Genomic DNA, 21,699 nt, shown 5'->3' on the forward strand with positions numbered 1-21,699 from the left:
GTCACCACGCCCGTACGACGACCCGAAAGCGATCAACGGATTCCGGAAGCGACGCGGTCGCCGGCACCGTCACGACGGCCGCGGTGGCGTCGGCGCGGCGCGGGGGCTCCGATCCGATGGCGATCCCGCCCACCCCGCGTCCCGCGTCGCCGATCGGCGACGGTCGATACCCGTCGGGCGTCGCTCGTTCCGGACGGACGTCGAGGCGAACGCGGGAGCCGACCGCGGCAGAGACGACGCCGACGGCTCGCGGGCGGAACCGATCGGCGTCGCTCCCGGCGTCGTCCGTCCCGGTCGAAGCATCGGCAGCATCATCGCCCGCCGCGTCCGGACCGCTGGTCGTCGCGGCCGCGGCGACGAGCAGTTCCGCGAGCGTACCGTGGTACGTCCGGTCGGCCGGCTCGACACCGCCCGCCGAGTCTCCATCGACGGGCGGGCCTGAACCGTACGTGACCGTCGCGGTCTCCGTCGACAGCCGGTCGGCCACCGCCGAGGCGGTCGGTCCAGGGGTGTCGCCGTGTGGATCCCCGCCGACCCCGCCGAGGGCGACGACGCTGGCCGAGACGCACAACAGCATGACCGTGACGTCGAGGACGGTGCTCGTCATCGACGAACCGCCACACTGAGCGTGCCGCGGGCGTTCTCCCCGGGGGCGACGCGGACCGTGACCGTCGCCCGCGCGATGTCATCGCCGGCGGCGCGGCCGATCGCGTCCGGCGCGTTCTCCCCGGAGCGAGCGACCCACGACCCGCGTCGCGTCTCGAGCATCGCGGTTGCGCCGGCGTACGGGTCGGGAGCCGGCACCGACAGCCGCGACGGGTCGACGACGCCGCCGACCGCGGCGTCCCGCTCGACCCGATCGAGCGTCGTTCCGGCGAGGTCCCGCTCCCGATCGGGGGCAGCGTCGGCGAGCGCGCCCGCGTACAACCCGAGCGCGGCACCGACCGCGACCAGCGCGATCAGCGCGGCGACCGGCTCGACCGCGGCGCGGCCGTCGGCCGCGATCCGCTCGCTGGCCGCCACCCTACGGTCACCCGACGAGCGTGACACGGACGTCCCCGTAGTGGACCTGTCGGATCGTGAGCCTGTTCGGAGCCGCACGCCACTCGTGAGGGCCGTCACGGGCCGTCGTGGCGGCCGCGGCGAACGCGTCCGGGTCGGCGAAGACGCGATCCGGTGGGACCCCGTCGAGCACGCGTCGGAGGTCCCCATCGGCTCGCCCTGGGGGAGCAACCGGTGTCGTTCGGGCGGCGAGAAGCGTCGCCCGTGCCGTGCCGCCGTCGGACCGGAGCGAAACGGTTCCCGTCGTGATCCGGACCCGGTCCGCGGAGAGACCGTGCTCCGCCGTCGCCGGGTACTCGCCGTCCGCGACCGAGTCGATCGTGTGTGCGACGCCGCTCGCGTCGGGCGGCGGGGACGCCGGGAGCGTGGCCGCGACGCCCGCCGTCGCGACGCTCACCAGCGCGACGCCGAGCCACGCGTACGTGGCGTCGAAGGGTGCATCGAACATGGGACGGGGTGGCCCCGACATCGTACTTAAAGGATCGGGCACTCGCCGATCGCTTGCCGATCGCCCACCGAGGCGACGGCTACAACAGCAGCCCCGCCCCGGCCAGTGCGACGAGGTACGTGGCGGTCGCCGTCGGGAGCGCGATCCCGACGCGGTACGCCACGAGGGTGCGATCGAACCCGCGTTCCAGTCCGGTCGCGAGTCCCGTGAGAACCACGGCGAGCAGGAGGACGTACGCGCCGACGATCCGCCCGAGCACGGGAACGGGGAGCAGAGCGCCTCCGTCGCCCGGCCCGTCGTGATCGCCGGGAACGTCGGAGGGCGCGTCGCCGCCCGCCGCCGACGGCCCGTCCACGGTCGTCGCGGAGGACCCGGCCGTCGTCGGTCCGTCGGAGAGCGTGTCGACGCCGGTCAACCCGCCGGGCCCCATCCCGCCCGCGTCGATCCCGGTCGCGAGCGCGACGGTCGCGCCGCCGACGAGCGGGGCGAACACCGCGGCGGTGTTGCTCAAGGTCCCGGTGACGGTCGCCAGCTGCCGGCGGGAGTCGCGTTCGAGCTCGCGGAGTCGCTCCAGCTGATCGGCGAGGTCGAGGAGGACGTCGCCCGCGGGACTCCCCTCTCGGGCGGCGACCGAGAGCAGCGCGACCGCGCCGTGAACGCGGGGGGACGGGACCGTCTCCGCCGGGCCGCCCCGGCCGAGGAACGCCTCGTGGACGCCGACGCGGAGCGTGTGGCTCCGCCGGGCCGCCCGCTCGAACACCTCGCCGGTCGCCCCGTCGAGCCGCTGGCCGGCGTTCGCGACCGCCCGTTCGACCGCGACGCCCTCGGCGACGTCGCCGCCGATGACCGTCATCGCGTCCGGGAGGTCGCGCTCGACGTCCCTGACCTCGGAGAGGACGCGCCGACGGGGGTGCGCCACGACCAGCAGAGCGACACCGGACCCCACACCGACCGCCGCGACCGGGGCGCTCCACGGGGCCACCGTGACCGCCGCGATCACCCCGGCAGCCAGCGCGGAACCGCAGCCGGCGACGACGGCGTGGGGACGCCGGCGGGGGACGTCAGGGTGATCGTCCGCGATAGACGGCGGCGGGAACGCGACCGGGCGGCGCGACAGCAGCCACGCCGCCGCGGCGAGCAGTCCCGCCGGGAGCGCGACGAGGTACACCACCGCGACGACGCTCGCCCGGATCGGGACGCCGGACGTCGCGGCCGCGGGCAGCAACGCGATCAGCGCCAGCGGCAGCAGGACGCCGAACGCGTACAGCGCGGATACCGGGCCCCGAACCTCGCCGACAAACGCGGCGAGCCGATCCGTCGTCCCCGAGAGGACGGCGTCGAGCGCGCGGTCGAGACACCGGCCGCGGCGTTCCGGTGGCGCGGCCGCCGCCGTTCGGACGAGCGCCGCCGCCCGGTCGATGGCGGGGAACCACGGCCGCCACTCCCGTGCGAACCCGCGGAGCCCGCTCGTCGGGCCGGCCGTGGACCGTCGCTCGTGACGGGCCAACCCCTCGGCTAGGGGGCCGTCGCCGGTCCGCGCCGCGAACCGGACCGCGCGCTCGGCCGACGGGTCGAGGCGCATCCGTAACACGAGCCGTCCGACGAGCCCGGGCGTGGCCCCGAGCGCGCGGGTTCGCCCCAGCGTCGCGAGCCACACCGGGGCACGGTGGATCGCGTGGACGGCCGCGAGCCCGACGAGAAGCCCGACGAGGACGCCCGAAACGGGATCGGACCGGTACGCGGTGGGGAGCGCGCAGACGAGTCCGACCACGGATCCGATCCGGTATCCGAACGTGACGACGCGGTCGCGCGTCGTCTCCCACCCGAGAAAACGCAAGGATCGGCGGAGCTCGTCGTCGCTCACCGACTTGTGCCCGTCGGGATCGCCGTCGCTGGCCGCGCGACCGGCGGCATCGGTCATGTCCGCCCCGTCGACGTCGCTTCCGATCGCCCCGCCCCGGAGCGCTCCGGTTCGATTCGCCCCGCCTCGACCGCCGCGCGGATCCGTTCGGTTCGGCGATCGATCGCGTCCCGGACCGTCGCGTACGACCCCTCCGGCGAAGCGAGCCCGTCGACGAGGCGGCTCTCGCCCCGATCGATCCGCCCGGTCGCGGCGAGCCCATTGCCGGTCCGCTCGAACAGCGGCTCGAACGCGGTGTCGCCGCCGTGGTCGACGACCTCGGCGACCGTGTGGAGGCGGTGGTCGTCGAGGACGACGACCAGGTCCGTCGTGGCGAACGAGGACGCGGAGACGCCGAGGTCGGTGACGACGCGCTCTCGGACTGCGGCCGGGTCCTCGCCGTGGATCGTGCCGAGAACGGTCTCGCCCGCGGCTCCGACACGCATCGCCTCGTACAGCGCCGCCGCCTCCTCGCCGCGAACCTCCCCGACGACGAGCGCGCCGCCACCCAGTCGGAGCGCGGTGCGGACGGCCTCGCTCGGGGAGAGCTCCGCCCCGCCGCCGACGCGGAGCCGCTGGACGTCACGGTCGGCGGACGCGAGGGCGTCCGCCGGGAGTTCCGGCGTGTCCTCGACGAGGATCGCCCGCGTCGACGGCGACAGCTCCCAGAGGAGCGACCCGAGGGCGGTCGTCTTGCCGGCCCCGCGGCCGCCGGCGACGAGCCCCGAGACGCCGCGTTCGACGGCGACCGAGAGGAGCCCGGCGGCCGCCGGAGTGAGCGTCCCGGCGTCGACGAGCCGAGCGAGCGTCCACGACTCGGGGTCGCCGCGGCGGAAGGTGAACGAGAGGCCGTCGCTCGCGGGGGCCGTCGTCGCGGCGACACGGACCGTGCCGGACTCGGTCCCGATCGTTGCGTCCAGCGTGGGGCTCGCTCGAGAGAACCCGCGACCGCTCGTCCGGCGGAGCCGGGACGCGAGGGTCGCGGCCCCCTCGGGCGGGAGGCGGACGTTCGTCGCGCAGCGCTCGCCGTCGACGACGACGCGAAGCGGGTTCTCCGCCACCGGGGCAGTGAGCGTCGCGTCGCTCACCCGATCGTCCGCGAAGACGTGCTCGAGAACGCCGAACCCACGGGTGTGCCGACGGAGGGCCGCGGCGAGTTCGGGAACGGGATCGGCGTCGGTCGCGACCGCGCGGACCGCTCGGCCGGGCGCGCGGTCGCCGCCGGCGGGATCGGCGAGGAGCCCGTCACGCGCGGCCGCCAGCGTCGCGAGCGCGTCGGCGTCGAGGCTCGCCGACGGCGGCGTGAGGTGATACGTCCGAAGCGGCCCTGACCCCTCGTACAGCCGGACGGTCGCGTCCGTTCGCACCTCCCACCGGTCAACGAGGGTGGCGTCGGCCGGCGGGTCGGCGGCGACGCGGGCGGCCGCGACGGTCGGCCCCGCGTGTGCCCGCAGCGCGCTCGCCTCGTCGACCGCGGCCGCCGCGAGCGCGTCGAGCCCCGTCTCCGCGGCGATCCGGCTCGACGGCCCCGCTCGCCCCGCCGCTTCCCGGGCCGCGCCGAGCGGGTCCCGGGCGACGCGGTCGGCGAGCCGCTCCTCGTGGAACCGGACCTGCTCCCGGAAGCGGCCGGCCGCGACCAGCAGCGCGACGGACCGCCCGGCGTAGCTCCGCTCCCGCCCGCCGTGTCGCGTCCGTACGACGTCGGCGTCGCGATCGGTAAGCGCCCGGACGACGGTCGCCCGACACGCCGGGCTCGACGCGAGGTCGCCCGCGCCCGCGCAGCCGTCGGCGTCGATCGCGAGCACGACGCGGTCGTCGACGCCGGTGCCGACCGGCTCGTGAAACGACGCCGAGCAGTCGCAGTCGGGGGCGTCGTCCCCGCCGAACGGGCCGAGCTCCGGGAGCCCCACGGACGGGAGGTCGAAGGTCATAGCGGGCGTGGCCGCGGCATCGCTGATAAACCCTCAGCCGACCCGCGCGATCCGCACCGCCCGGTCGCCGTCGTGGTCGACGAGCCGGAGCCGGAGTCGAGTGTCGCCCGCCGTACGGAGCCGGATCGGCCCGTCGACGACGCGGAGCGGCGGGAGCGTCGAGGAGGAGAGCGGGACCACACGGAGGTCCTCGCCCGCGATCCGATAGCCGAGCGCCACGTCGGGCGGGTCCGACGCGACGGGCGTCGCGGGGGCGTCGGCCGCCCGTCCGCGGATCCGCGCCGGGTCGCCGAGGACCGCCCGGTCGACGCGAGCCGCCGTGAGCCCGGTCGGAACCGTGACGGTGACCGTCGTCCGCGCGGCGAGCGTCGGGTCCGCGACGGCGACGGAGCCCGCTGCGAGCGCGGCCGCCTCGCGTTCTACCCGTTCGATGCCCGTATCGAGCCGGTCGGTCGTCGTCGCCGAACGCGTGTCGTCGAGCACCGGCAGCGCGACGCCGAGGAGCGCGACGGCGACGAGGACCGCCAGGACCGCGCGGATCACGGCCGACGGGCGATGACGGAGCGGCGAGGTGTTCGCGACCGGCGGACGGCGACGGAGCGGCCAGTCACCCGCGGCCGGCGGGCGATCGCGAGGCGACGGGGCACCCTACAGGACCTCACGGAGCCTGGACAGCGTGTCGCTCCCGATCGGGTCGTCGTCCCGATCGCCGCGGTCGACGCCGTCAGCGGAGCGGCCGTTCGCGGAGCGCCCGTCGGCGACCGCGGCGATCGCGGCGGGGTCGGGCTCCGATCGGTCGCTGGAGGGCGCGTCTCCCGCGTGCGCGTCTCCCGCGAGCGCGCCTCCCGCCGACGTCTCGCCGTCGCGGGCCTCCGTCGCGGCGGCGAGCGCGAGGTCCGCCCGTTGTTCCACCTCGCGGTTGACCGCGCGGATCGAGCCGACGTACCCCCGTAAGGCCTGCGTCGCCGCCTCCAGCTCCGTGACCCGCGACTCCAGCTCCGTGACGCGCTCCGCGAGGGCGTCCCGCTCGGCGGCGGCGGTCGCCCCGTCGGCGAGGTCGACGACGGCGCGGTCGCCGTCCGTGATCGCGCGCTCGACCGCACGGAGCCGTTCGCGGACCCGTTCGGCGTCGTCTCCGGCCCCGATCCCCGTCGTCTCGTCGGCGGTGTCGGACATGGGTCGGCTGGCCGCGGCATCCCTTGTAAGGGTGCGGGGAAGACATATGGTGGTTCAGCCGACAGGAACAGTATATGAAGGCCGTTCTCGTCGGCGTCGGACAGGCCGGTGGCAAGCTCGCGACGGCGCTCGCGGAGTTCGACGCCGACATGTCGTTCGGCGCGGTCCACGACGCGCTCGCGGTCAACACCGCGTCCGCCGACCTCCGTCCCCTCCCGCTCGACACCGTTCTCGTCGGCCAGTCCCGCGTGAACGGCCACGGCGTCGGCGGCGACAACGAGCTCGGTGCGTCCGTGATGGACGAGGACGCCACCGAGGTGCTCGACGCGCTCGCACCGAAGGTGACCGCCGCGGTCGAGGCGGTGTTCGTCGTCGCCGGGCTCGGCGGCGGCACCGGGTCGGGCGGCGCGCCCGTGCTCGTCCGCGAGCTGCGCCGCGTGTACGACGTCCCCGTCTACGCGATCGGCGTCCTCCCCGGCCGCGACGAGGGGGCGATTTACCAGGTGAACGCCGGCCGGTCGCTGAAGACGCTGGTCCGGGAGGCCGAGTCGACGCTCCTCCTCGACAACGACGCCTGGCGGTCCGCCGGCGAGTCCGTCGTCGACACCAGCGAGGTGATCAACACCCTGCGGGCGGGCGGGATGGCCGCCGTCGGCTTCGCCTCCGCGCCCGCCGCCGAGGACCCCGGCGAGAACGTGACGACGGTGATGAGCATCACCCGGAGCGCGGTGATGACCGGCCTGTCGCTCCCGAACGCGACGAACGCCGACGCGGCGCTCGTCACGATCGCCGGCGACCCCGACCGGATCCCCCGGAAAGGCGCGGAGAAGGCCCGAAAATGGGTCCAGGAGGAGACCGGATCGATGCAGGTCCGCGGCGGCGACTTCCCGATGACGTCGGACCGGCTCGCGGCGCTCGTGCTGCTCGCTGGCGTGGAGCGGTCGCGACGGGTCGAGGAGTTCCTCGAACGCGCCCGGCAGGCGATACGGGACGAACCGGAGGAGCGGCCGGATCCCGCGGACGCCTTCCTGAACGACGAGCTCGACGACTTGTTGTGAGCGAGGGGGCGGGGAAGGGCCGTTCCGAAGGCGACGTGCGGGCTACTCGGCGAGCTGTTCGCGCCCCGGCGCGATGAGCCGGTCGAGGTACTCCGCGAGCGCGCCCTTCGCGTCCGCCGGGTGGAGCTCGCCGGATTCGAGGTCCGATTCGAGCGCGTCGTAGGCCTCGTACGTCAGGTCGCCGCCGTACTCCTCGGGGCGCTCGACGACGACCGAGTCGAACCGCGGGAACACGTGGTACTCGAACACCTGCAGCACGGGGTTCTCGCGCTCGACGCCCGCTTCGGTCGGCTCGGGGTCGACCGTCGGCGGACAGTACGCCTTGTTCACCTTCGTCGTGATCTCCTCGCGGGAGTCCTCCATGGAGATGGTGACGCCCGTACTGGAGGACATCTTCCCCTCGCCGGTTCCGAGGTCGGCGATGAGCGGGGTGTGGAGGCTCGTCGGCGGCTCGCGGTCGATGCTGGGGAGCACGTCGCGCGCGAGCATGTGGACCTTGCGCTGCTCCATCCCGCCGATCGCGAGGTCGACGCCGAGGTACGGGATGTCGAGCGCCTGCATGAGGGGGTAGACGGCCTGTGACACCTTCACCGAGTCGCCCGACTTGATCTCCGCCATGGCGCGCTCGGCGCGTGCGAGCGTCGTCTCCAGCTCCAGCGCGTGGAGGTCGAGCGTGTAGTCGTCGTCGAGCTGGAAGTCGGAGCCGAGCACGAACTGGGTGTTCGACTCGTCGAGCCCGTAGGCGATGAACTGGTCACGCATGCGCTCGGCCGTTCGGCGGATCTCCTCGAAGGATCCCTTGTCGTTGAGGTAGGCGTGGACGTCCGCGAGGAGGACGGTTACCTCGAACCCGGCCTCCTGGAGGTCGATGAGCTTGTTCGCGGTGAGCATGTGACCGATGTGGAGCACGCCCGAGGGCTCGTATCCGACGTACGCCCGCTTCCCGTCGGGGTCGTCGGCCAAGGCCTCGATCTCCTCCTCGGTGACCACCTCGGCGGCGTTCCGGGTGATCAGCTCGTGGGGGTTCATACCTCCGACTGTGTCGTTCCCGGACATATGACTTCTGGAAGCACGACGTGTTTCGGCGTTCTCCGGCGCCCTTCGACACCCCCAACGCTCCCAAACACCGCGACGTAGCCGACCGTGTCGTCGCCCCCCGACGCCCCCGTCGGCCTCACTCTTCCGTCTGGGGAAGCCTCGTCCCCGCCCGGTGTTCGGAGATGATCCGATCGAGCCGTTCGGCGCGCTCCGCGCGGTCGCGTCGCTCGGCGCGTTCCTCCCACTCCTCGATGGCGGCCCGCAGGCGCGCCTCGCCGGCCACCGCCAGCTCGTCGACCTCGCGGACGGGAACGGACTCCGCGGGGACGACGGGGACCGACGCGTCGAAGAGGGTCTGGTCGGCGACGTCCGAGAGGTTCCCGTCGCGGATCACCGCCCGCGGCTCGTGGGCCGCCAACCGCTCCGCGGTTCGGCGACCCGCGCCGGAGGCGTCCCGGAGGTAGACGACGTCGCCCGCGGCGATCCCGTACGCCTCCGCGGTCGCGGCGATGGCGTCGTGGGTGAACTGCTCGACGACCTTGACGCTGACGAGGTCGCGTCCCCCGGCGACGTCCGCGAAGTTCGAGTGGTCGAGCTTCCACAGCTCCTTGAGGCTCTCGACTTTCCCCTCCAGCTCCGCGACCGTCTCGCGGGCGTCGTCGCGCTCGCGTTCGAGCCGGTCGGTCTCGCGTTCGAGCCGGGAGACGATCCGTCGGCTCCGCGCCTCGATCCGCTCCTGCCGTTTCGCCTCCTCCAGCGCCGCCTCCAGCTCGTCGATCCGCTCGTCCCGCTCCTCGATCGTTCCCGCTAACGCCTCCGTGTGCGACTCCAGCCGGTCGACGCGATCGCGCAGGCGGCGGATCGTCTCCTCCTCCTCGGTGCGCTCGGGCTCCGTCGGCCCCGACCCGCCGTCGTCCTCGTCGCCCCCGTCTCCGTTCGAATCGTCGCGGAGGTCCGCGACGACGGCCTCGACCGACGCGCCGCCCGCGACGACGCCCGCGATCACCGCCTCGCGGTCCAGCCGCGGCGGGGTCTTCGCCGCGATCCGCTCGAACTGGTCGGCGTGGTCGTCGTACGCGTACAGCGCGGCCGCCAGCGCGTCGCGTTCGTGGTCGTTGTCGTACCCCGCCTCCCGGGTGCGGTGGAGCTTCTCGTCGACCGGGAGGTCGGTCGTCGGCCGCCAGCCGGCGGCGTCGAACGATCGACGGAACTTCTCGACCGTCTCGGGCATCGGCTCGACGTCGGCGGCGACGATGATCGGGCGGCCCTGCTCGACGATCCACTCCGTCACCGCGGCGGTGTCGGCCGTCCGCGAGGAGTACACCTCGTGGACCGTCCCGTCGAGGCCCACGACGGCGACCCCGGTCGTCGTCCCCGGGTCGATGCCGACGATGACCCGGTCGCGGCGTTTCACCAGGGGCTCGTACTCGATCCCGTCGCGGCGCTCGCGCTCGAGCGCGACGCGGACGTCGCCCGCCCGCGAGTTCGATATCGGGATGTCCTCGGGCCGGGCGGCGACGGTGAAGACGGCGCTGGAGTAGCCGCCGTACTTCTCGGTCACCTCCCGTTCGTACTCCAGGTTCGCCGACCGGAGCTTCGATTCGACCTGTCGGCTCCGCTTTTTGACGTTGCCGTGGATCCGGCGCGTGTACCGGTCCTGGCTCCACCCGCCCTTCCCGGTCGAGCGCCCCCGGGAGACCTTGACGGTCGTCTCGTCGGTGAAGGCGGTCACCTCGTGGCCGACGTCGGCCGCCGCGAGCCGCGCGGCCGCCTCCGCCTCCTCCATCGGGTCCTTGCCGTAGGGGATCCCGTGTCGGGAGGCGACCCGCGAGAGCGGCTCCGGGCGCTCCGCGCCCGTCACCTGCACGAGGCGGGTGCCGTCGGGCAACGACCGGAGGAGGTTCACGAGCGCGTTCTTGTCGGCCGCGAGCTCGTAGGCGTTGTCGGTCGCGAGGTACAGCGGCTCGCGGTCGTCGACGAGCCGGCGGAGCTTCCGGAGGGAGACGACGTCGCGGGTGATCCGCGCGACCGGAACGTCGGTGTCGGGCGCGTCGGGGTCGTCCGCGTCGACGGGATCCAAGACGACGAGGGCGTACGACGGGCCGTCGCCGCGGACGTCGCCGCTCTGCACGTCGACGCCGAACACCGGCCGGTCGCGGGCGCGGATGGTTCGGGTAGTCACGTCGCCCGATAGGCGATCCGCGCGTATATACTCCACGCCGGATCGGCCGCCCTCGGCCCCGTATCCGCGATCGTCGCCGTCGGGACCGGACACGTTCTCGCGTCCCCTCGTTCCCTTGCGGGCGCGCTGGATGGTCCGAGCGGCGACGTTCCGTCCGAACGATGATTTTCCGCCCGGACGATGGCTTCAGGTCGCTGCTCCGTGACGGAGGTAGACGCATTCGAATCAACCATGACCGCTCCGCCCACCACCCCGTTCGACCCCATCGAAACGACCGTCGCCGACGTCCACGAAGCCATGCTGGACGGGCGCGTCACCGCCGAAGCGCTCGTCGACACCTATCTGGCACGCATCGACGCGTACGACGACGACCTCAACGCGATCCTGGCGTCGAACGGCGGCGCCCGCGAGCGGGCGCGCCGGCTCGACGAGCGGTTCGAAAGCGACGGGTTCGTCGGTCCGCTCCACGGCGTTCCGGTGTTATTGAAGGACAACCAGGACACTCACGACATGCCCACCACGGCAGGATCGACGGCGCTCGCCGACTCGGCGCCCGGTCGAGACGCCGCCGTCGTCGAGCGGCTTCGTGAGGCGGGGGCGATCGTCCTCGCGAAGACGAACCTGCAGGAGCTGTCGTTCGGCGTCGACACCGTCAGTTCGCTCGGCGGCGCGACGCGGAACGCCTACGACCTCGACCGCCGACCGTCGGGATCCAGCGGCGGCACGGCCGCGGCCGTCGCCGCGAACCTGGGGGCCATCGGGACCGGCAGCGACACCTGCTCCTCGGTCCGGTCGCCGCCCGCGTTCAACGACCTCGTCGGGATCCGTCCGACCCGAGGGCTGGTCAGCCGGACCGGGGTCGTCCCGCTCAGCTCGACTCAAGACACGGTGGGGCCCATCACCCGAACCGTCGAGGACGCCGCCCGGATGCTGACCGTCATGGCCGGATACGATCCCGCGGACCCGGTCACCGCCCGGGGCGCGGGACGGATCCCGGCGGACGGCTACGTCGCCCACCTCGGAGCGGACGGGCTCGAGGGCGCGCGTATCGGCGTCGCCAGGCAGTTCTTTGGCTTACGGAACGAGGAGAGCGCTCCCGAAGCCGCCGCCGAGGCGGTGACGACCGTCATCGAGGGGGCCATCGAGGAGATGACTGCGGCCGGCGCGACGATCGTCGATCCCGTGGACGTCGTCGACGTCGACCGGCTCCGGAGCGCCCGCGTGCTTAAGTACGAGTTCGCCCGAGACTTCGATCGATACCTCTCGGAGCTCGGGGACGCGGCGCCGCACGATTCGTTAGCTGCTCTCGTGGCTACCGGGGAGGTCCACCCCGCGATCGCCTCCCGCATCGAGGAGGCAGACGTCCTCGACGTCGACGGCGGATCGCTGGACACGAACGTCGGGTACTTGCGTCGGCTTCGACGGCGACGGCGGCTCAGAGACGTCGTGCTCTCGCGGCTGGCCGACGACGACTTGGATGCCGTGCTCTACCCGCCGTCGACGGTCCCGCCCGTCGAGATCCCGGCAAACCAGCCGTTCGACGAGATGCGATGCGAGCTGGCGTCACACACCGGGCTTCCGGCGATCGTCGTGCCGGCCGGCTTCACCGACGACGGCCTCCCGGTCGGCGTCGAGCTGCTCGGTCGGGCGTTCGACGAGGGGCGGCTCATCGAGCTGGCCTCCGCCTTCGAGGGAGCGACCGACAACCGGCGTCCCCCCGAGCGGTTCGGTCGGCTGGACTGAGGCGTTTTGGCCGTCGTAGCCATCTCTCGTCACTTCAGTCGTCGCTCGCGGCCTTCGCCGGCTTTCGCCGGTCGCTCCGGGGGCCCTCGATGTCGACGTCCGGGAGCAGGTCGCGAAGGTACCGTCCCGTGTGGGAGGCGTCGTCGCGGGCGACCGCCTCGGGCGTGCCGCTCGCGACGAGCTCGCCGCCGCCCTCGCCGCCCTCGGGCCCGAGGTCGATCACGTGGTCAGCGTTCTTCACGAGGTCGAGCTCGTGTTCGATGACGACGACCGTGTTGCCGCCGTCGACGAGCCGGTGGAGCACGTCGATGAGCTTTCGCTCGTCGGCCTTGTGTAGCCCCGTCGTCGGCTCGTCGAGCAGGTAGAGGGTGTCGCCCGTGGCGCGCTTGCCGAGCTCCTCGGCGAGCTTCACGCGCTGGGCCTCCCCGCCGGAGAGCGTCGTCGACGGCTGGCCGAGCTCCATGTAGTCGAGCCCGACGTCCTTGAGGAGCTTCAGGCGGCGCTGGAGCCCTTGATGGCTCTCGAAGAAGTCGTACGCCTCCTCGACGCTCATGTCGAGGACGTCCGCGATCGTCGCCCCCTTATACGTCACGTCGAGCGTCTCGTCGTTGTAACGCGCCCCGCCACACTGCTCACAGGGGACGTACACGTCCGAGAGGAAGTTCATCTCGATCTTCACCGTCCCCTGCCCGCCACACTCCTCACAGCGACCGCCCTTCACGTTGAACGAGAACCGCCCCTTCTCGTAGCCGCGGCGCTTGGAGAGCTTCGTCTCGGCGAACAGCTCGCGGACGTGGTCGAACACGTCCGTGTACGTCGCGGGGTTCGAACGGGGGGTCCGGCCGATCGGCGACTGGTCGATGAGCCGCACGGTCTCGATCGACTCGATCCCCTCGATCGAGTCGTGATCGCCCGGGTCGACCGACGTGTTGTCGTTCATCTCCCGCACGAGCGCCTTATAAAGCACGTCGTGCATCAGCGTCGACTTCCCGGAGCCGGAGACGCCCGTGATCGCCGTGAGCGTCGCGAGCGGGACGGGCACGTCGAGGTCCTTCAGGTTGTGCTGGCGTGCCCCCGTCACGACGAGTTCGCCGTCCGGTTCGCGGCGCTCCGCGGGGACCGGGATCTCCTTGCGGCCGGCGAGGTAGTCGCCGGTGATCGACCCGTCGGTCGCGACGATGTCGTCGAAGTCGCCCTGCGCGACGACCTCGCCGCCGCGCTTCCCGGGGCCCGGCCCCATGTCGATGACGGAGTCGGCGCGGCGCATCGTCTCCTCGTCGTGTTCGACGACGACGAGCGTGTTCCCGAGGTCGCGCAGCCCCGCGAGGGTATTTAAGAGGCGGTCGTTGTCGCGCTGGTGGAGCCCGATCGAGGGCTCGTCGAGCACGTAGAGGACGCCGACGAGCCCGGATCCGACCTGCGTCGCGAGCCGGATGCGCTGGCTCTCGCCGCCCGAGAGCGTCGACGCCTCCCGGTCGAGCGTGAGGTACTCCAGCCCGACCTCCTCCATGAAGCCGAGGCGGGCGCGGATCTCCTTTAAGATCTCCGTCGCGATCGTCGTCTCGCGCTCGTTCAACTCGGCCTCCAACCCCTCGAAGTGCCGCCGGGCGTCGCCGATCGACAGGCGGTTGATCTCGTCGAGCGACGTGCCGGCGACGAGGACGTGTCGCGACTGCTCTTTCAGTCGGCTCCCCTCACAGGCGGGACACGTCGTCACCGACATGTACTCCTCGATGTGTTCGCGGGTCGACTGCGACTCCGTCTCGACGTGACGGCGCTGCAGGTTGGGGATCACGCCCTCGAACCGCTTCTCCTTCCGTCGGGTGCCGTTCCTCGTCTGGCGTTTGAACACCACCGCCCCGTCGGTGCCGTAGAGGAACTGCCGCCGCACGTCCTCGTCGAGTTCGGCCCACGGCGTCTCGACGGAGACGCCGAAGTGGTCGGCGACGGAGTCGATCCGGGTCCGGTAGTACGACCGCCCGTACGACCACGCCTCGAAGACGTCCTTCAGCGGCTTGTCGGGGTCGATCACGACGAGGTCCTCGTCGACCTCCTTGGCCGAGCCGATCCCCTCACACTCCGGACACGCGCCGTAGGGGCTGTTGAAGGAGAACGAGCGCGTCTCGATCTCCGCGAAGTGGAAGTCGGAGTGCGGGTTGCCGAGCTCCTCGGAGAACTCGACGACGAGGCGGTCGTCGCCCTCGGCGTCCTCCCCGAGCGACCCCGTCGAGCGCGTGTTGGACGCGAACGGGACGTCCGCGGGCGGGTCGGGCACGATCAGTTTGAGCGCGCCGCCGGCCTCCTCCAGCGCCGTCTCGACGGAGTCGGTGATCCGCGAGCGCGCGTCGGGGCTCACCCGTACGCGGTCGACGATCACGTCGATCGTGTGATCGTAGTTCTTGTCGAGTTCGGGGTCGTCGAGCGTCAGGTCGACGGGCTCGCCGTCGACCTCGACGCGGCTGTAGCCGTCGGCGACGAGCTCCGCGAACAGGTCCTCGAACGCGCCCTTCTGATCGCGGACGACGGGCGCGGCGATCTTCGCGCGGGTCCCCTCGGGGAGTTCGAGTATCTGCTGGACCATGTCCTGTGCCGACTGCTCGCCGACCTCCTCGCCGGTGATCGGGTCGTACTGGGTGCCGATCCGCGCGTAGAGGAGACGGAGGTAGTCGTGGAGCTCGGTGACGGTCCCGACCGTGGATCGGGGGTTGTTCGCGGCGTTCTTCTGGTCGATGGAGATCGCCGGCGAGAGCCCCTCGACGGCCTCCACCTGTGGTTTGTCCATCTGCCCGAGGAAGTTCCGCGCGTACGCCGACAGCGACTCGATGTAGCGGCGCTGGCCCTCGGCGTAGACGGTGTCGAACGCGAGCGACGACTTGCCCGACCCGGAGAGGCCGGTGACGACCGTGAACTCCTCGCGCGGGATCCGGACGTCGAGGTCCTTGAGGTTGTGCTCCTCGGCCCCGCGGACCTCGATGTAGTCCTTGCTCATCTTGAAGCGCATCTTGCGCCCGCGCGCGGGAATACCCGTCGATCCCTGCCAGAGCGCCCGTCGATCCCTGCCAGAGCGCCCGTCGATCCCCGGCTGAGGAACGGGGGCACCGGATCACCGGCGTGGCGGCGGCGCATCGGGTTCAAAACACCGCCTCCTGTGGAGCAGGACGGCCGGCGTTCTCCTCCGCTTCGGGGCGACGGCTCCCGACCGCGTTGGGATATAAACCGCCGGCGACCGTAGACCGAGCCGTGTCCCGTGACCACGTGCTGCTCGTCGGGTCCGTGCCGACGCGCTCTCGGCATCCTCGGGAGGCCGGACCTGACTGGTTCGGCATGGTGGACTTCTCGCTTTCGAACGAACACCGTGACCACGACCGTCTCCGCCGATCCGACGCGACCCCCGCGTAGCAGCTACGACACCACATGTTCCCCGAAACCTACCTCGGCTTTCTCGCCGCGTTCCTCCTGCCGCCGATCGCGGCGCTGGCGCTGCTCGCCCGGCTTCGACCGACCCCACGACGGGGCCGTGCTCCCGCCGCCGGAGTCGGGATCATCCTCGTGCTCGCGGTGGCGTACACGACCCCGTGGGACAACCTGTTGATCGAGCGGGGCGTCTGGTGGTACGGCGAGGGAGTCACCGTCGCTCACCTCTGGGCGGCCCCCGTCGGCGAGTACCTGTTTTTCGTGCTCCAGCCGGTGTTGACGGCGCTGTTCCTCTATCGGCTCCCGATCCCGACGCACGGTGACCTCCGCGTACCGTGGGGGCACCGGCTCGGCGGGGTCGCGGCCGGGCTGGCGGTGACGGGCGTCGGCGTCGGCCTGCTGCTCGCCGGGCCGTCGACGCTGTACCTCGGCGCGATACTGGCGTGGGCGGGCCCGATCCTCGCCGTCCAGTGGGGGTTCGGCTGGCCCCAGCTCGTGCGCGCTCGACGCCCCGTCGTGCTCGCGGTCCTCGTCCCGACGGTATACCTCTGGGTCCTCGACTGGTACGCCATCACCGTCGCCGGGCTCTGGACGATCTCCGGGACGTACACCGTCGGGATCGCCCCCTTCGGGCTGCCGATCGAGGAGATGCTGTTCTTCCTCGTCACCAACGTCTTCGTCGTGCAGGGGTTGGTGTTGTGGCTCTGGCTCGTCGACCAATGGCCCGCCGTCGCGGGCGACGTGCGGCGACGGCTCCCCGCGCGGATCGTCGCGCTGGCACCGCGCGGCACGTTCGGCGTCGACGGCGACGGTCAGGACCGCCGCCGATGAGCCGGGACGCGACCCGGACGGAAACGGAGGAACCGGAAGGAACGGAGGAGCCGGAGAGGGCAGGGGGAGCGGAGGATCCGGAAGGAACCGAGCGTCGCGACCCCACCGTCGGGCACCTCTCGCGGCTCACGCTGCTCCCCGGATGGGTCGTCCTCGCGTCCGCGGCGCTCGTGTTCGCGGTGGTCGGGGAGGTACCGCTCGCGTACCAGTTGGTGCCGCTGGCCGCGAGCGTCGTGCTCCTCGGACTCCCACACGGCGCCGTCGACCACCTCGCGCTGCCGCGGACGCGCGGCGAGCCCGTAACCCGACGGTGGCTCGTCGTGGTCGGAGGGATCTACCTGCTCGTCGGGGGCGTCTACGCCGCCGTCTGGGCCGTCGCGCCGGCGGTCGCCTTCGCGTCCTTCATTCTGCTCACCTGGATACACTGGGGACAGGGGGACGTGTACCCGCTGACCGCCGTCGTCGGGGCGGCGGGCACGTATCCGGGGGGACGCGCCCACCGGGTTCTCGTCGCCGCCACGCGCGGGGCGTTGCCGATGGTCCTCCCGCTGGTGGCGTTCCCGGCCCAGTACGAGCTGGTCGCGCGGACGCTGGTCGGGCTGTTCGACGTCGACGCCGCCGCGTCGCTGTCGGCGGCGTTTACCGTCGAGGCGCGGGCGGTGGCCGCCGGGGTCGTGGGCGTGCTCGTCGTCGCCTCGCTGCTCGTCGGCTACCTGCACGCCGGCCCGGCCCTGCCGTGGCTCGTCGACGCCAGCGAGACGCTGCTGTTGGTCGGCTACTTCCTGACGGTGCCGCCCGTGTTCGCCGTCGGTCTCTACTTCTGTGTCTGGCACGCGCTCCGGCACGTCGGCCGGCTGGTCGCCGTCGATCCGGTCGGTGCCGACGCCCTGCGTACGGGGGCGTATCGGTCGGCGCTGTCCGCCTTCGCGCGTGACGCCGCGCCGCTGACCGCCGCCTCGCTGCTCTTTCTGGTCGCGTTCGCGCTCGTCGTTCCCGGTGGGGTCGAGACGCCGCTGGAGCTCGTCGGCGCGTATCTGGTATTGATAGCGGTGTTGACGCTGCCACACACCCTCATCGTCGTGTGGATGGACGCCGAGCAGGGCGTCTGGCGCCCCGACTGATCCCGCGGCCGACCCGTTCCCGACTCACGCCGAGCGCCAGTGGACCACGGCGGTACCGACCGCGAACGCGTCGTCGACGTCGGGGTTCCGGCGGATCCGCAGGGTGTTCTCGCCAGACCGAAGCCGCCCGTCCTCGATCACGTCCATCCAGAGCCCCCAGCCGTCCCGGGGCGGGATGTCGAACCCCGGGAGCGGCTCGCCGTTACAAACGATCTCGTGGCCGACGTCGCCGACCTCGAACGCCTGCAGCAGGACGTATCCGTCCCGCGGTTCGTCCCCTCCGATCTCGAAGGCGTACGCGTCCGTCCGATTCCCGGCGAACGTCGCCCACGGCACGTCGAGCGTCGCGTCGGTCGGGCCGAGGTGATCGTTGATCGGGACGACGGCGTGGTCGGACTGAGGGGCGTCGGGGGGCGACATCGACAGTCACCCGGACGCGGGCCCACTTAAGTAGCCACGCGCTTCCATCGCGACGGTAGCCAGCCCTTTTAAGCCGGGCAGTGTATTCTCCCCCGTGCGTTCGACGCTCCTCCTGGCGACCGGGCTGTTCGTCGTGACCCACCTCGACACGTTCGCCGTCCTCGTCGCGTTCTGCGTCGACGACGCCTACACGACCGGCGAGGTGTTCGCCGGCCACCTCGTCGGCGTCGCCGTCGGGCTCGCGGCCGCGGTCGCGCTCGCGACCGTGGCGGACGCCGCCCTCCGCGAGTGGGCGTTCCTCCTCGGCGCCGTCCCGGTCGCGATCGGCGTGTTGAGCCTCCGGTATCGACGGTCCGACGATCCCCTCCCGAACGCGGACGGCGTCGGGACGAGGGTCCGCGGCTTCGGCCCGCTGGACGGATTCGCTGGATTCGCCGTCGTGGCGGCCGTCAGCGTCGGGCTTAGCGGGGAGAACCTCGCGGTGTTCGTCCCGTTCTTCATCGGTCTCACGCCGGACGAACTCGGCGCCGTCATCGCGTGGTACGTCGCCGCCTCAGTCGTCACGTTCCTCCTCGCGGGCGGCGTCGCCAGGGCCGCGCCGACGAAACCCCCGGCGTGGGTCGACCGCTGGCTCGTTCCCGGAACCCTCGTCGTCGTGGGGCTGTACGTCCTCGGGACCGGGTTCGCGGTGTGAACTGCCTCGGAGCGTCTCATCCGGAGACCCGCGGCGTGGACTCGCGGCGCGGTCGTCGCGTCGATGACTCGCCCGCGACGACGAGTCGCGGCCGCGGTCGAGCGCGTCGGTCCGTCGTTTCGCCGCTCCCCGGGAACCGCTTATGGTCCTTCTCGCCGAACCATCGCGTATGTACGACCGGATCCTGTGTCCGACCGACGGGAGCGACGGGGCCGCGGCGGCCCTCGATCACGCGATCGAGCTGGCCTCCCGGTACGACGCCTCGTTGCACCTGCTGTACGTCGTCGACGAGTACCTCCCGGCGCTGGACGCCGGCGACCCGGAGCTGGCGGGCCAGTTACGGGCGGCCGGCGAGCGGATCGTCACCGCGGCCCGCGAGCGGGCGATCGACGCCGGCGTCCGAGAGGTCCGGGGGGAGGTCGTCGGCGGGACCCCACACCGGCGGATCCTCTCGGCCGCCGACGCCGAGGACGTCGACCTCGTCGTGATGGGGACCCACGGGCGGACCGGCCTCGACCGGTACCTCCTCGGGAGCGTCGCCGAGCGCGTGGTCCGGCTCGCCGACGTGCCGGTGCTCACCGTTCGGCGGCCGACCGCCGACTGGGATCGGTAGCGAGGCCGGGAGTCGTGGGAGACGAGGACCGACGGACGGGAGTGGCGACGGACGGGAGGTGGCGACGAACGGGAGGTGACGACGGACGAGCCGATCAGGGCCGTCGCCCGCGCTCCGAAGGCTCTTTGCCCGACGCCGCGGCGGTACCGGTATGACGACCGACGCCCACCAGGCCTGTTTCGAGGCGGGGATCAAGTTCGGTTCCCTGTACCACCAGTTCGCGGGCACCCCGGTGAGTCCGGCGAGCACGCGGAGCCTCGAGGTCGCGATGGCGGAGGCGATCGAGAACCAGCCGTACTGTGAATCGGTCGACGTGACGGTCCACGACGACCGCGTGGCCGATGCGATCGACCACGAGAACGGGTATACGGAGCTGACGGGATCGCTGATGGACGTCGAGATGCGGATCGCCTACGAGGGCGTCGACGTCCACACGCGGATGCGGATGGTCGACGGCTACCCGCTGATGGAGCTCGTCGCCGTCGGGGACTGATCGGCGACTACTCCTCGTCGTCCTCGTCGTCCTCCTCCGACTCGTCCTCGTCGCCCGCGGCGGCCGCGGCCGCCGCGTCCTGAAGCGCCCCGCGGATCGCGGGGATCGTCCCCGTGAGCGACGCGACCTCCTCGGCGGCCGCGTCGATGTCGCCGACGAGCGACTCCAGCGCCGCGATCTCCTCCGCGAGGTCCTCCGCGTCCTCGAAGGCGTCAGCGCGCTCGCCGAGCACGTACGCCTTCTTCGCGGAGCGGACGTGGTCGACGGCGTCGCCGACGTCGAGCGCCGACTTCAGCCCGTTGAGCGCCCCGAGCACGTTGTCGGCGTCCGTCAGCCACACGTCGTCGGGGGCGGGCAGCTGCTCGCGGGCGGCCGCGAGGTGGTCTTCGACCTCAGCACGGGTCTCCGCCGCCGCCTCGCCGAACAGGTCGTCGTCATCGTCGAACGTGGACTGGCTCATACGCGACACGTCGCCCCGACGCCTTTTAAAGCCGTGCCCGAAAGCGGAAGTGAAACCGTCCCCGCCGCGCCGTCTCCCGTCCGTTCGGCCGACGAGGGCGTTCAGTTCCGCCCAGCGTCGCCGTCGGCGGATCGTGACCGCCGGTCGTGACCGCCGTCAGCGACGGGCGCTCGAGGACGGGACGTCCCGGTCGACGACCGCACGGAGGAGGTCGACGAGCGCGTCGCTCGCGCGGTCGAGCAGCTCCTGCCCGCGCTCCGCGTCGCCGTCGGCCGGGTCGCCGACCACGCCGTTGTCGGTGAACTCGTCGGAGTCGTGCGCGAGGTTGACGCCGGCGACCCACTCGCCCCAGCGGTCGGCCGCACCCGCCCGGGCCGCCTCGATCCGGTCCTCGCGAACGAGGTCGGGGTTGCTCGCGCGCAACAGCGCCGTCTCTAACGGTCCGGCGTGGCCCATGTCGCTCGCGTGTTCGCCGACCGCCTCGAACCACGTGAACGCCACCGCGTACCCGTCGTGGTCGGGGTCACGCGAGAACCGTCGGGCGACCTCCGCGAGGGCCTCCACGTTCCCGCCGTGGCCGTTCACGAACACGACGCGCTCGATCCCGTGGGCGGTCAGCGAGGCCGCGGCCTCGCGGACGTACGCCCGGAACGTCCCCGGCCGCACCCACATCGTCCCGTCGAACGCGCGGTGCTCCTCGGCGACGCCGACCGGGATCGGTGGCGTCACCGCCGTCTCCCCGCGGGCGACGGCCGCGGCGACGCCGTCGCGGTCCCGGTCGCCGTACGCCGCCGCCGCGGCCTCCGCGACCGCGACCGCGTTGAGGGTGTCGGTCCCGAGGGGGGCGTGTGGCCCGTGCTGTTCGGTGCTCCCGACCGGGACGACGGCGACGTCGACGTCGGCGTCCCGCACGTCGGTCCAGGTGGCGTCCGAGAGTCGCATACCGCCAGTCGACGGCCCGACGCCGTATAGCCGACGGTCCGAGCCGGACGGTGCGGACGGTGCGGGCGGTACGGGCGGTACGGGCGGTACGGACGGTGCGGGCGATGCGGGCGGTACGGGCGGTACGGACGGTGCGGGCGATGCGGGCGGTGCGGGCGATGCGGGCGGTACGG

Annotated in this window: 20 protein-coding genes; 7 read left to right on the forward strand and 13 right to left on the reverse strand. The window is 72.5% G+C overall.

Annotated features, from left to right (window positions below; all coding sequences use genetic code 11):
- Position 1: 1 nt before the first annotated feature.
- From GRS48_RS14765 to GRS48_RS14795, 7 genes are all read right to left on the reverse strand, one after another.
- Positions 2–607: a hypothetical protein gene (locus GRS48_RS14765; RefSeq protein ID WP_159487870.1), complete on the reverse strand. Its 606-nt coding sequence runs from the start codon at positions 605–607 to the stop codon at positions 2–4.
- Positions 604–1,023, reverse strand: coding sequence for a hypothetical protein (locus GRS48_RS14770; protein ID WP_321168485.1), 420 nt, complete (start codon positions 1,021–1,023; stop codon positions 604–606). Before GRS48_RS14770 ends, GRS48_RS14765 begins: the two co-directional genes overlap by 4 nt.
- 7 nt (positions 1,024–1,030) lie before the next feature.
- The gene (locus GRS48_RS14775; RefSeq protein WP_159487872.1) at positions 1,031–1,510 is read right to left on the reverse strand and encodes a hypothetical protein; all 480 of its coding nucleotides are present in this window, start codon (positions 1,508–1,510) and stop codon (positions 1,031–1,033) included.
- 79 nt (positions 1,511–1,589) lie between these two features.
- Positions 1,590–3,431, reverse strand: coding sequence for a type II secretion system F family protein (locus tag GRS48_RS14780; protein WP_159487874.1), 1,842 nt, complete (start codon positions 3,429–3,431; stop codon positions 1,590–1,592).
- The gene (locus tag GRS48_RS14785; protein WP_159487876.1) at positions 3,428–5,341 is read right to left on the reverse strand and encodes an ATPase, T2SS/T4P/T4SS family; all 1,914 of its coding nucleotides are present in this window, start codon (positions 5,339–5,341) and stop codon (positions 3,428–3,430) included. Before GRS48_RS14785 ends, GRS48_RS14780 begins: the two co-directional genes overlap by 4 nt.
- Positions 5,342–5,374: 33 nt before the next feature.
- Entirely contained in the window at positions 5,375–5,884 is a 510-nt protein-coding gene (locus GRS48_RS14790; protein ID WP_321168486.1) for a hypothetical protein, read from the reverse strand.
- Between the two features lie 105 nt (positions 5,885–5,989).
- Complete coding sequence (locus GRS48_RS14795; RefSeq protein WP_159487878.1) at positions 5,990–6,517, reverse strand: hypothetical protein; 528 nt, start codon at positions 6,515–6,517, stop codon at positions 5,990–5,992.
- A gap of 74 nt (positions 6,518–6,591) precedes the next feature.
- Here GRS48_RS14795 and GRS48_RS14800 point away from each other — a divergent pair, with 74 nt between their 5' ends.
- Entirely contained in the window at positions 6,592–7,575 is a 984-nt protein-coding gene (locus GRS48_RS14800; protein WP_159487880.1) for a cell division protein, read from the forward strand.
- A gap of 42 nt (positions 7,576–7,617) precedes the next feature.
- Here GRS48_RS14800 and GRS48_RS14805 read toward each other — a convergent pair whose 3' ends face one another.
- Positions 7,618–8,604, reverse strand: a complete 987-nt coding sequence (locus tag GRS48_RS14805) for a tyrosine--tRNA ligase (protein ID WP_159487882.1) — start codon at positions 8,602–8,604, stop codon at positions 7,618–7,620.
- A 145-nt stretch (positions 8,605–8,749) separates the two neighbouring features.
- A complete protein-coding gene (locus GRS48_RS14810; protein WP_321168487.1) occupies positions 8,750–10,795 on the reverse strand; it encodes a DUF460 domain-containing protein in 2,046 nt (681 codons plus the stop codon).
- A gap of 231 nt (positions 10,796–11,026) precedes the next feature.
- On the opposite strand from GRS48_RS14810, the gene GRS48_RS14815 reads away from it, so the two are divergent.
- Entirely contained in the window at positions 11,027–12,538 is a 1,512-nt protein-coding gene (locus GRS48_RS14815; RefSeq protein ID WP_159487884.1) for an amidase, read from the forward strand.
- Positions 12,539–12,572: 34 nt separating this feature from the next.
- On the opposite strand, the gene uvrA is transcribed toward GRS48_RS14815, so the two are convergent.
- Complete coding sequence (gene uvrA, locus GRS48_RS14820) at positions 12,573–15,527, reverse strand: excinuclease ABC subunit UvrA (protein ID WP_159487886.1); 2,955 nt, start codon at positions 15,525–15,527, stop codon at positions 12,573–12,575.
- Positions 15,528–15,952: 425 nt separating this feature from the next.
- Here uvrA and GRS48_RS14825 point away from each other — a divergent pair, with 425 nt between their 5' ends.
- Together GRS48_RS14825 and GRS48_RS14830 are read left to right on the forward strand one after the other, a co-directional pair.
- Entirely contained in the window at positions 15,953–16,783 is an 831-nt protein-coding gene (locus GRS48_RS14825) for a lycopene cyclase domain-containing protein (RefSeq protein WP_159487888.1), read from the forward strand.
- A complete protein-coding gene (locus GRS48_RS14830) occupies positions 16,780–17,904 on the forward strand; it encodes a Brp/Blh family beta-carotene 15,15'-dioxygenase (protein ID WP_159487890.1) in 1,125 nt (374 codons plus the stop codon). Before GRS48_RS14825 ends, GRS48_RS14830 begins: the two co-directional genes overlap by 4 nt.
- Before the next feature lie 24 nt (positions 17,905–17,928).
- Here the strand turns inward: GRS48_RS14830 and GRS48_RS14835 are convergent, their stop codons facing one another.
- Positions 17,929–18,324 (reverse strand): hypothetical protein, encoded by a 396-nt coding sequence (locus GRS48_RS14835; RefSeq protein WP_159487892.1) that lies wholly within the window; start codon positions 18,322–18,324, stop codon positions 17,929–17,931.
- Positions 18,325–18,418: 94 nt separating this feature from the next.
- Between GRS48_RS14835 and GRS48_RS14840 the strand changes: the two genes are divergently transcribed.
- The 3 genes from GRS48_RS14840 (at position 18,419) to GRS48_RS14850 (ending at position 20,124) form a co-directional block, all read left to right on the forward strand.
- Entirely contained in the window at positions 18,419–19,018 is a 600-nt protein-coding gene (locus GRS48_RS14840) for a cadmium resistance transporter (RefSeq protein WP_159487894.1), read from the forward strand.
- A gap of 169 nt (positions 19,019–19,187) precedes the next feature.
- A complete protein-coding gene (locus GRS48_RS14845; RefSeq protein ID WP_159487896.1) occupies positions 19,188–19,631 on the forward strand; it encodes a universal stress protein in 444 nt (147 codons plus the stop codon).
- 151 nt (positions 19,632–19,782) lie between these two features.
- Positions 19,783–20,124, forward strand: coding sequence for a dihydroneopterin aldolase family protein (locus tag GRS48_RS14850; protein WP_159487898.1), 342 nt, complete (start codon positions 19,783–19,785; stop codon positions 20,122–20,124).
- 7 nt (positions 20,125–20,131) lie between these two features.
- Here GRS48_RS14850 and GRS48_RS14855 read toward each other — a convergent pair whose 3' ends face one another.
- Positions 20,132–20,584, reverse strand: a complete 453-nt coding sequence (locus tag GRS48_RS14855; RefSeq protein ID WP_159487900.1) for a DUF5790 family protein — start codon at positions 20,582–20,584, stop codon at positions 20,132–20,134.
- 156 nt (positions 20,585–20,740) lie between these two features.
- Positions 20,741–21,526, reverse strand: coding sequence for a creatininase family protein (locus tag GRS48_RS14860; RefSeq protein WP_159487902.1), 786 nt, complete (start codon positions 21,524–21,526; stop codon positions 20,741–20,743).
- Positions 21,527–21,699 lie beyond the last annotated feature (173 nt).

Source organism: Halorubrum sp. JWXQ-INN 858, assembly GCF_009806985.1.
Classification (GTDB): Archaea; Halobacteriota; Halobacteria; order Halobacteriales; family Haloferacaceae; genus Halorubrum.

What these genes read in the sequence shown, in the direction of transcription:
- GRS48_RS14765 (WP_159487870.1), bottom strand. Translation starts at nt 607, where the DNA reads ATGACGAGCACCGTCCTCGACGTCACGGTCATGCTGTTGTGCGTCTCG.
- GRS48_RS14780 (WP_159487874.1), bottom strand. Translation starts at nt 3,431, where the DNA reads ATGACCGATGCCGCCGGTCGCGCGGCCAGCGACGGCGATCCCGACGGG.
- GRS48_RS14855 (WP_159487900.1), bottom strand. Translation starts at nt 20,584, where the DNA reads ATGAGCCAGTCCACGTTCGACGATGACGACGACCTGTTCGGCGAGGCG.
- GRS48_RS14785 (WP_159487876.1), bottom strand. Translation starts at nt 5,341, where the DNA reads ATGACCTTCGACCTCCCGTCCGTGGGGCTCCCGGAGCTCGGCCCGTTC.
- GRS48_RS14835 (WP_159487892.1), bottom strand. Translation starts at nt 18,324, where the DNA reads ATGTCGCCCCCCGACGCCCCTCAGTCCGACCACGCCGTCGTCCCGATC.
- GRS48_RS14800 (WP_159487880.1), top strand. Translation starts at nt 6,592, where the DNA reads ATGAAGGCCGTTCTCGTCGGCGTCGGACAGGCCGGTGGCAAGCTCGCG.
- GRS48_RS14825 (WP_159487888.1), top strand. Translation starts at nt 15,953, where the DNA reads ATGTTCCCCGAAACCTACCTCGGCTTTCTCGCCGCGTTCCTCCTGCCG.
- GRS48_RS14815 (WP_159487884.1), top strand. Translation starts at nt 11,027, where the DNA reads ATGACCGCTCCGCCCACCACCCCGTTCGACCCCATCGAAACGACCGTC.
- GRS48_RS14860 (WP_159487902.1), bottom strand. Translation starts at nt 21,526, where the DNA reads ATGCGACTCTCGGACGCCACCTGGACCGACGTGCGGGACGCCGACGTC.
- uvrA (WP_159487886.1), bottom strand. Translation starts at nt 15,527, where the DNA reads ATGAGCAAGGACTACATCGAGGTCCGCGGGGCCGAGGAGCACAACCTC.
- GRS48_RS14830 (WP_159487890.1), top strand. Translation starts at nt 16,780, where the DNA reads ATGAGCCGGGACGCGACCCGGACGGAAACGGAGGAACCGGAAGGAACG.
- GRS48_RS14805 (WP_159487882.1), bottom strand. Translation starts at nt 8,604, where the DNA reads ATGAACCCCCACGAGCTGATCACCCGGAACGCCGCCGAGGTGGTCACC.
- GRS48_RS14795 (WP_159487878.1), bottom strand. Translation starts at nt 6,517, where the DNA reads ATGTCCGACACCGCCGACGAGACGACGGGGATCGGGGCCGGAGACGAC.
- GRS48_RS14850 (WP_159487898.1), top strand. Translation starts at nt 19,783, where the DNA reads ATGACGACCGACGCCCACCAGGCCTGTTTCGAGGCGGGGATCAAGTTC.
- GRS48_RS14775 (WP_159487872.1), bottom strand. Translation starts at nt 1,510, where the DNA reads ATGTTCGATGCACCCTTCGACGCCACGTACGCGTGGCTCGGCGTCGCG.
- GRS48_RS14845 (WP_159487896.1), top strand. Translation starts at nt 19,188, where the DNA reads ATGTACGACCGGATCCTGTGTCCGACCGACGGGAGCGACGGGGCCGCG.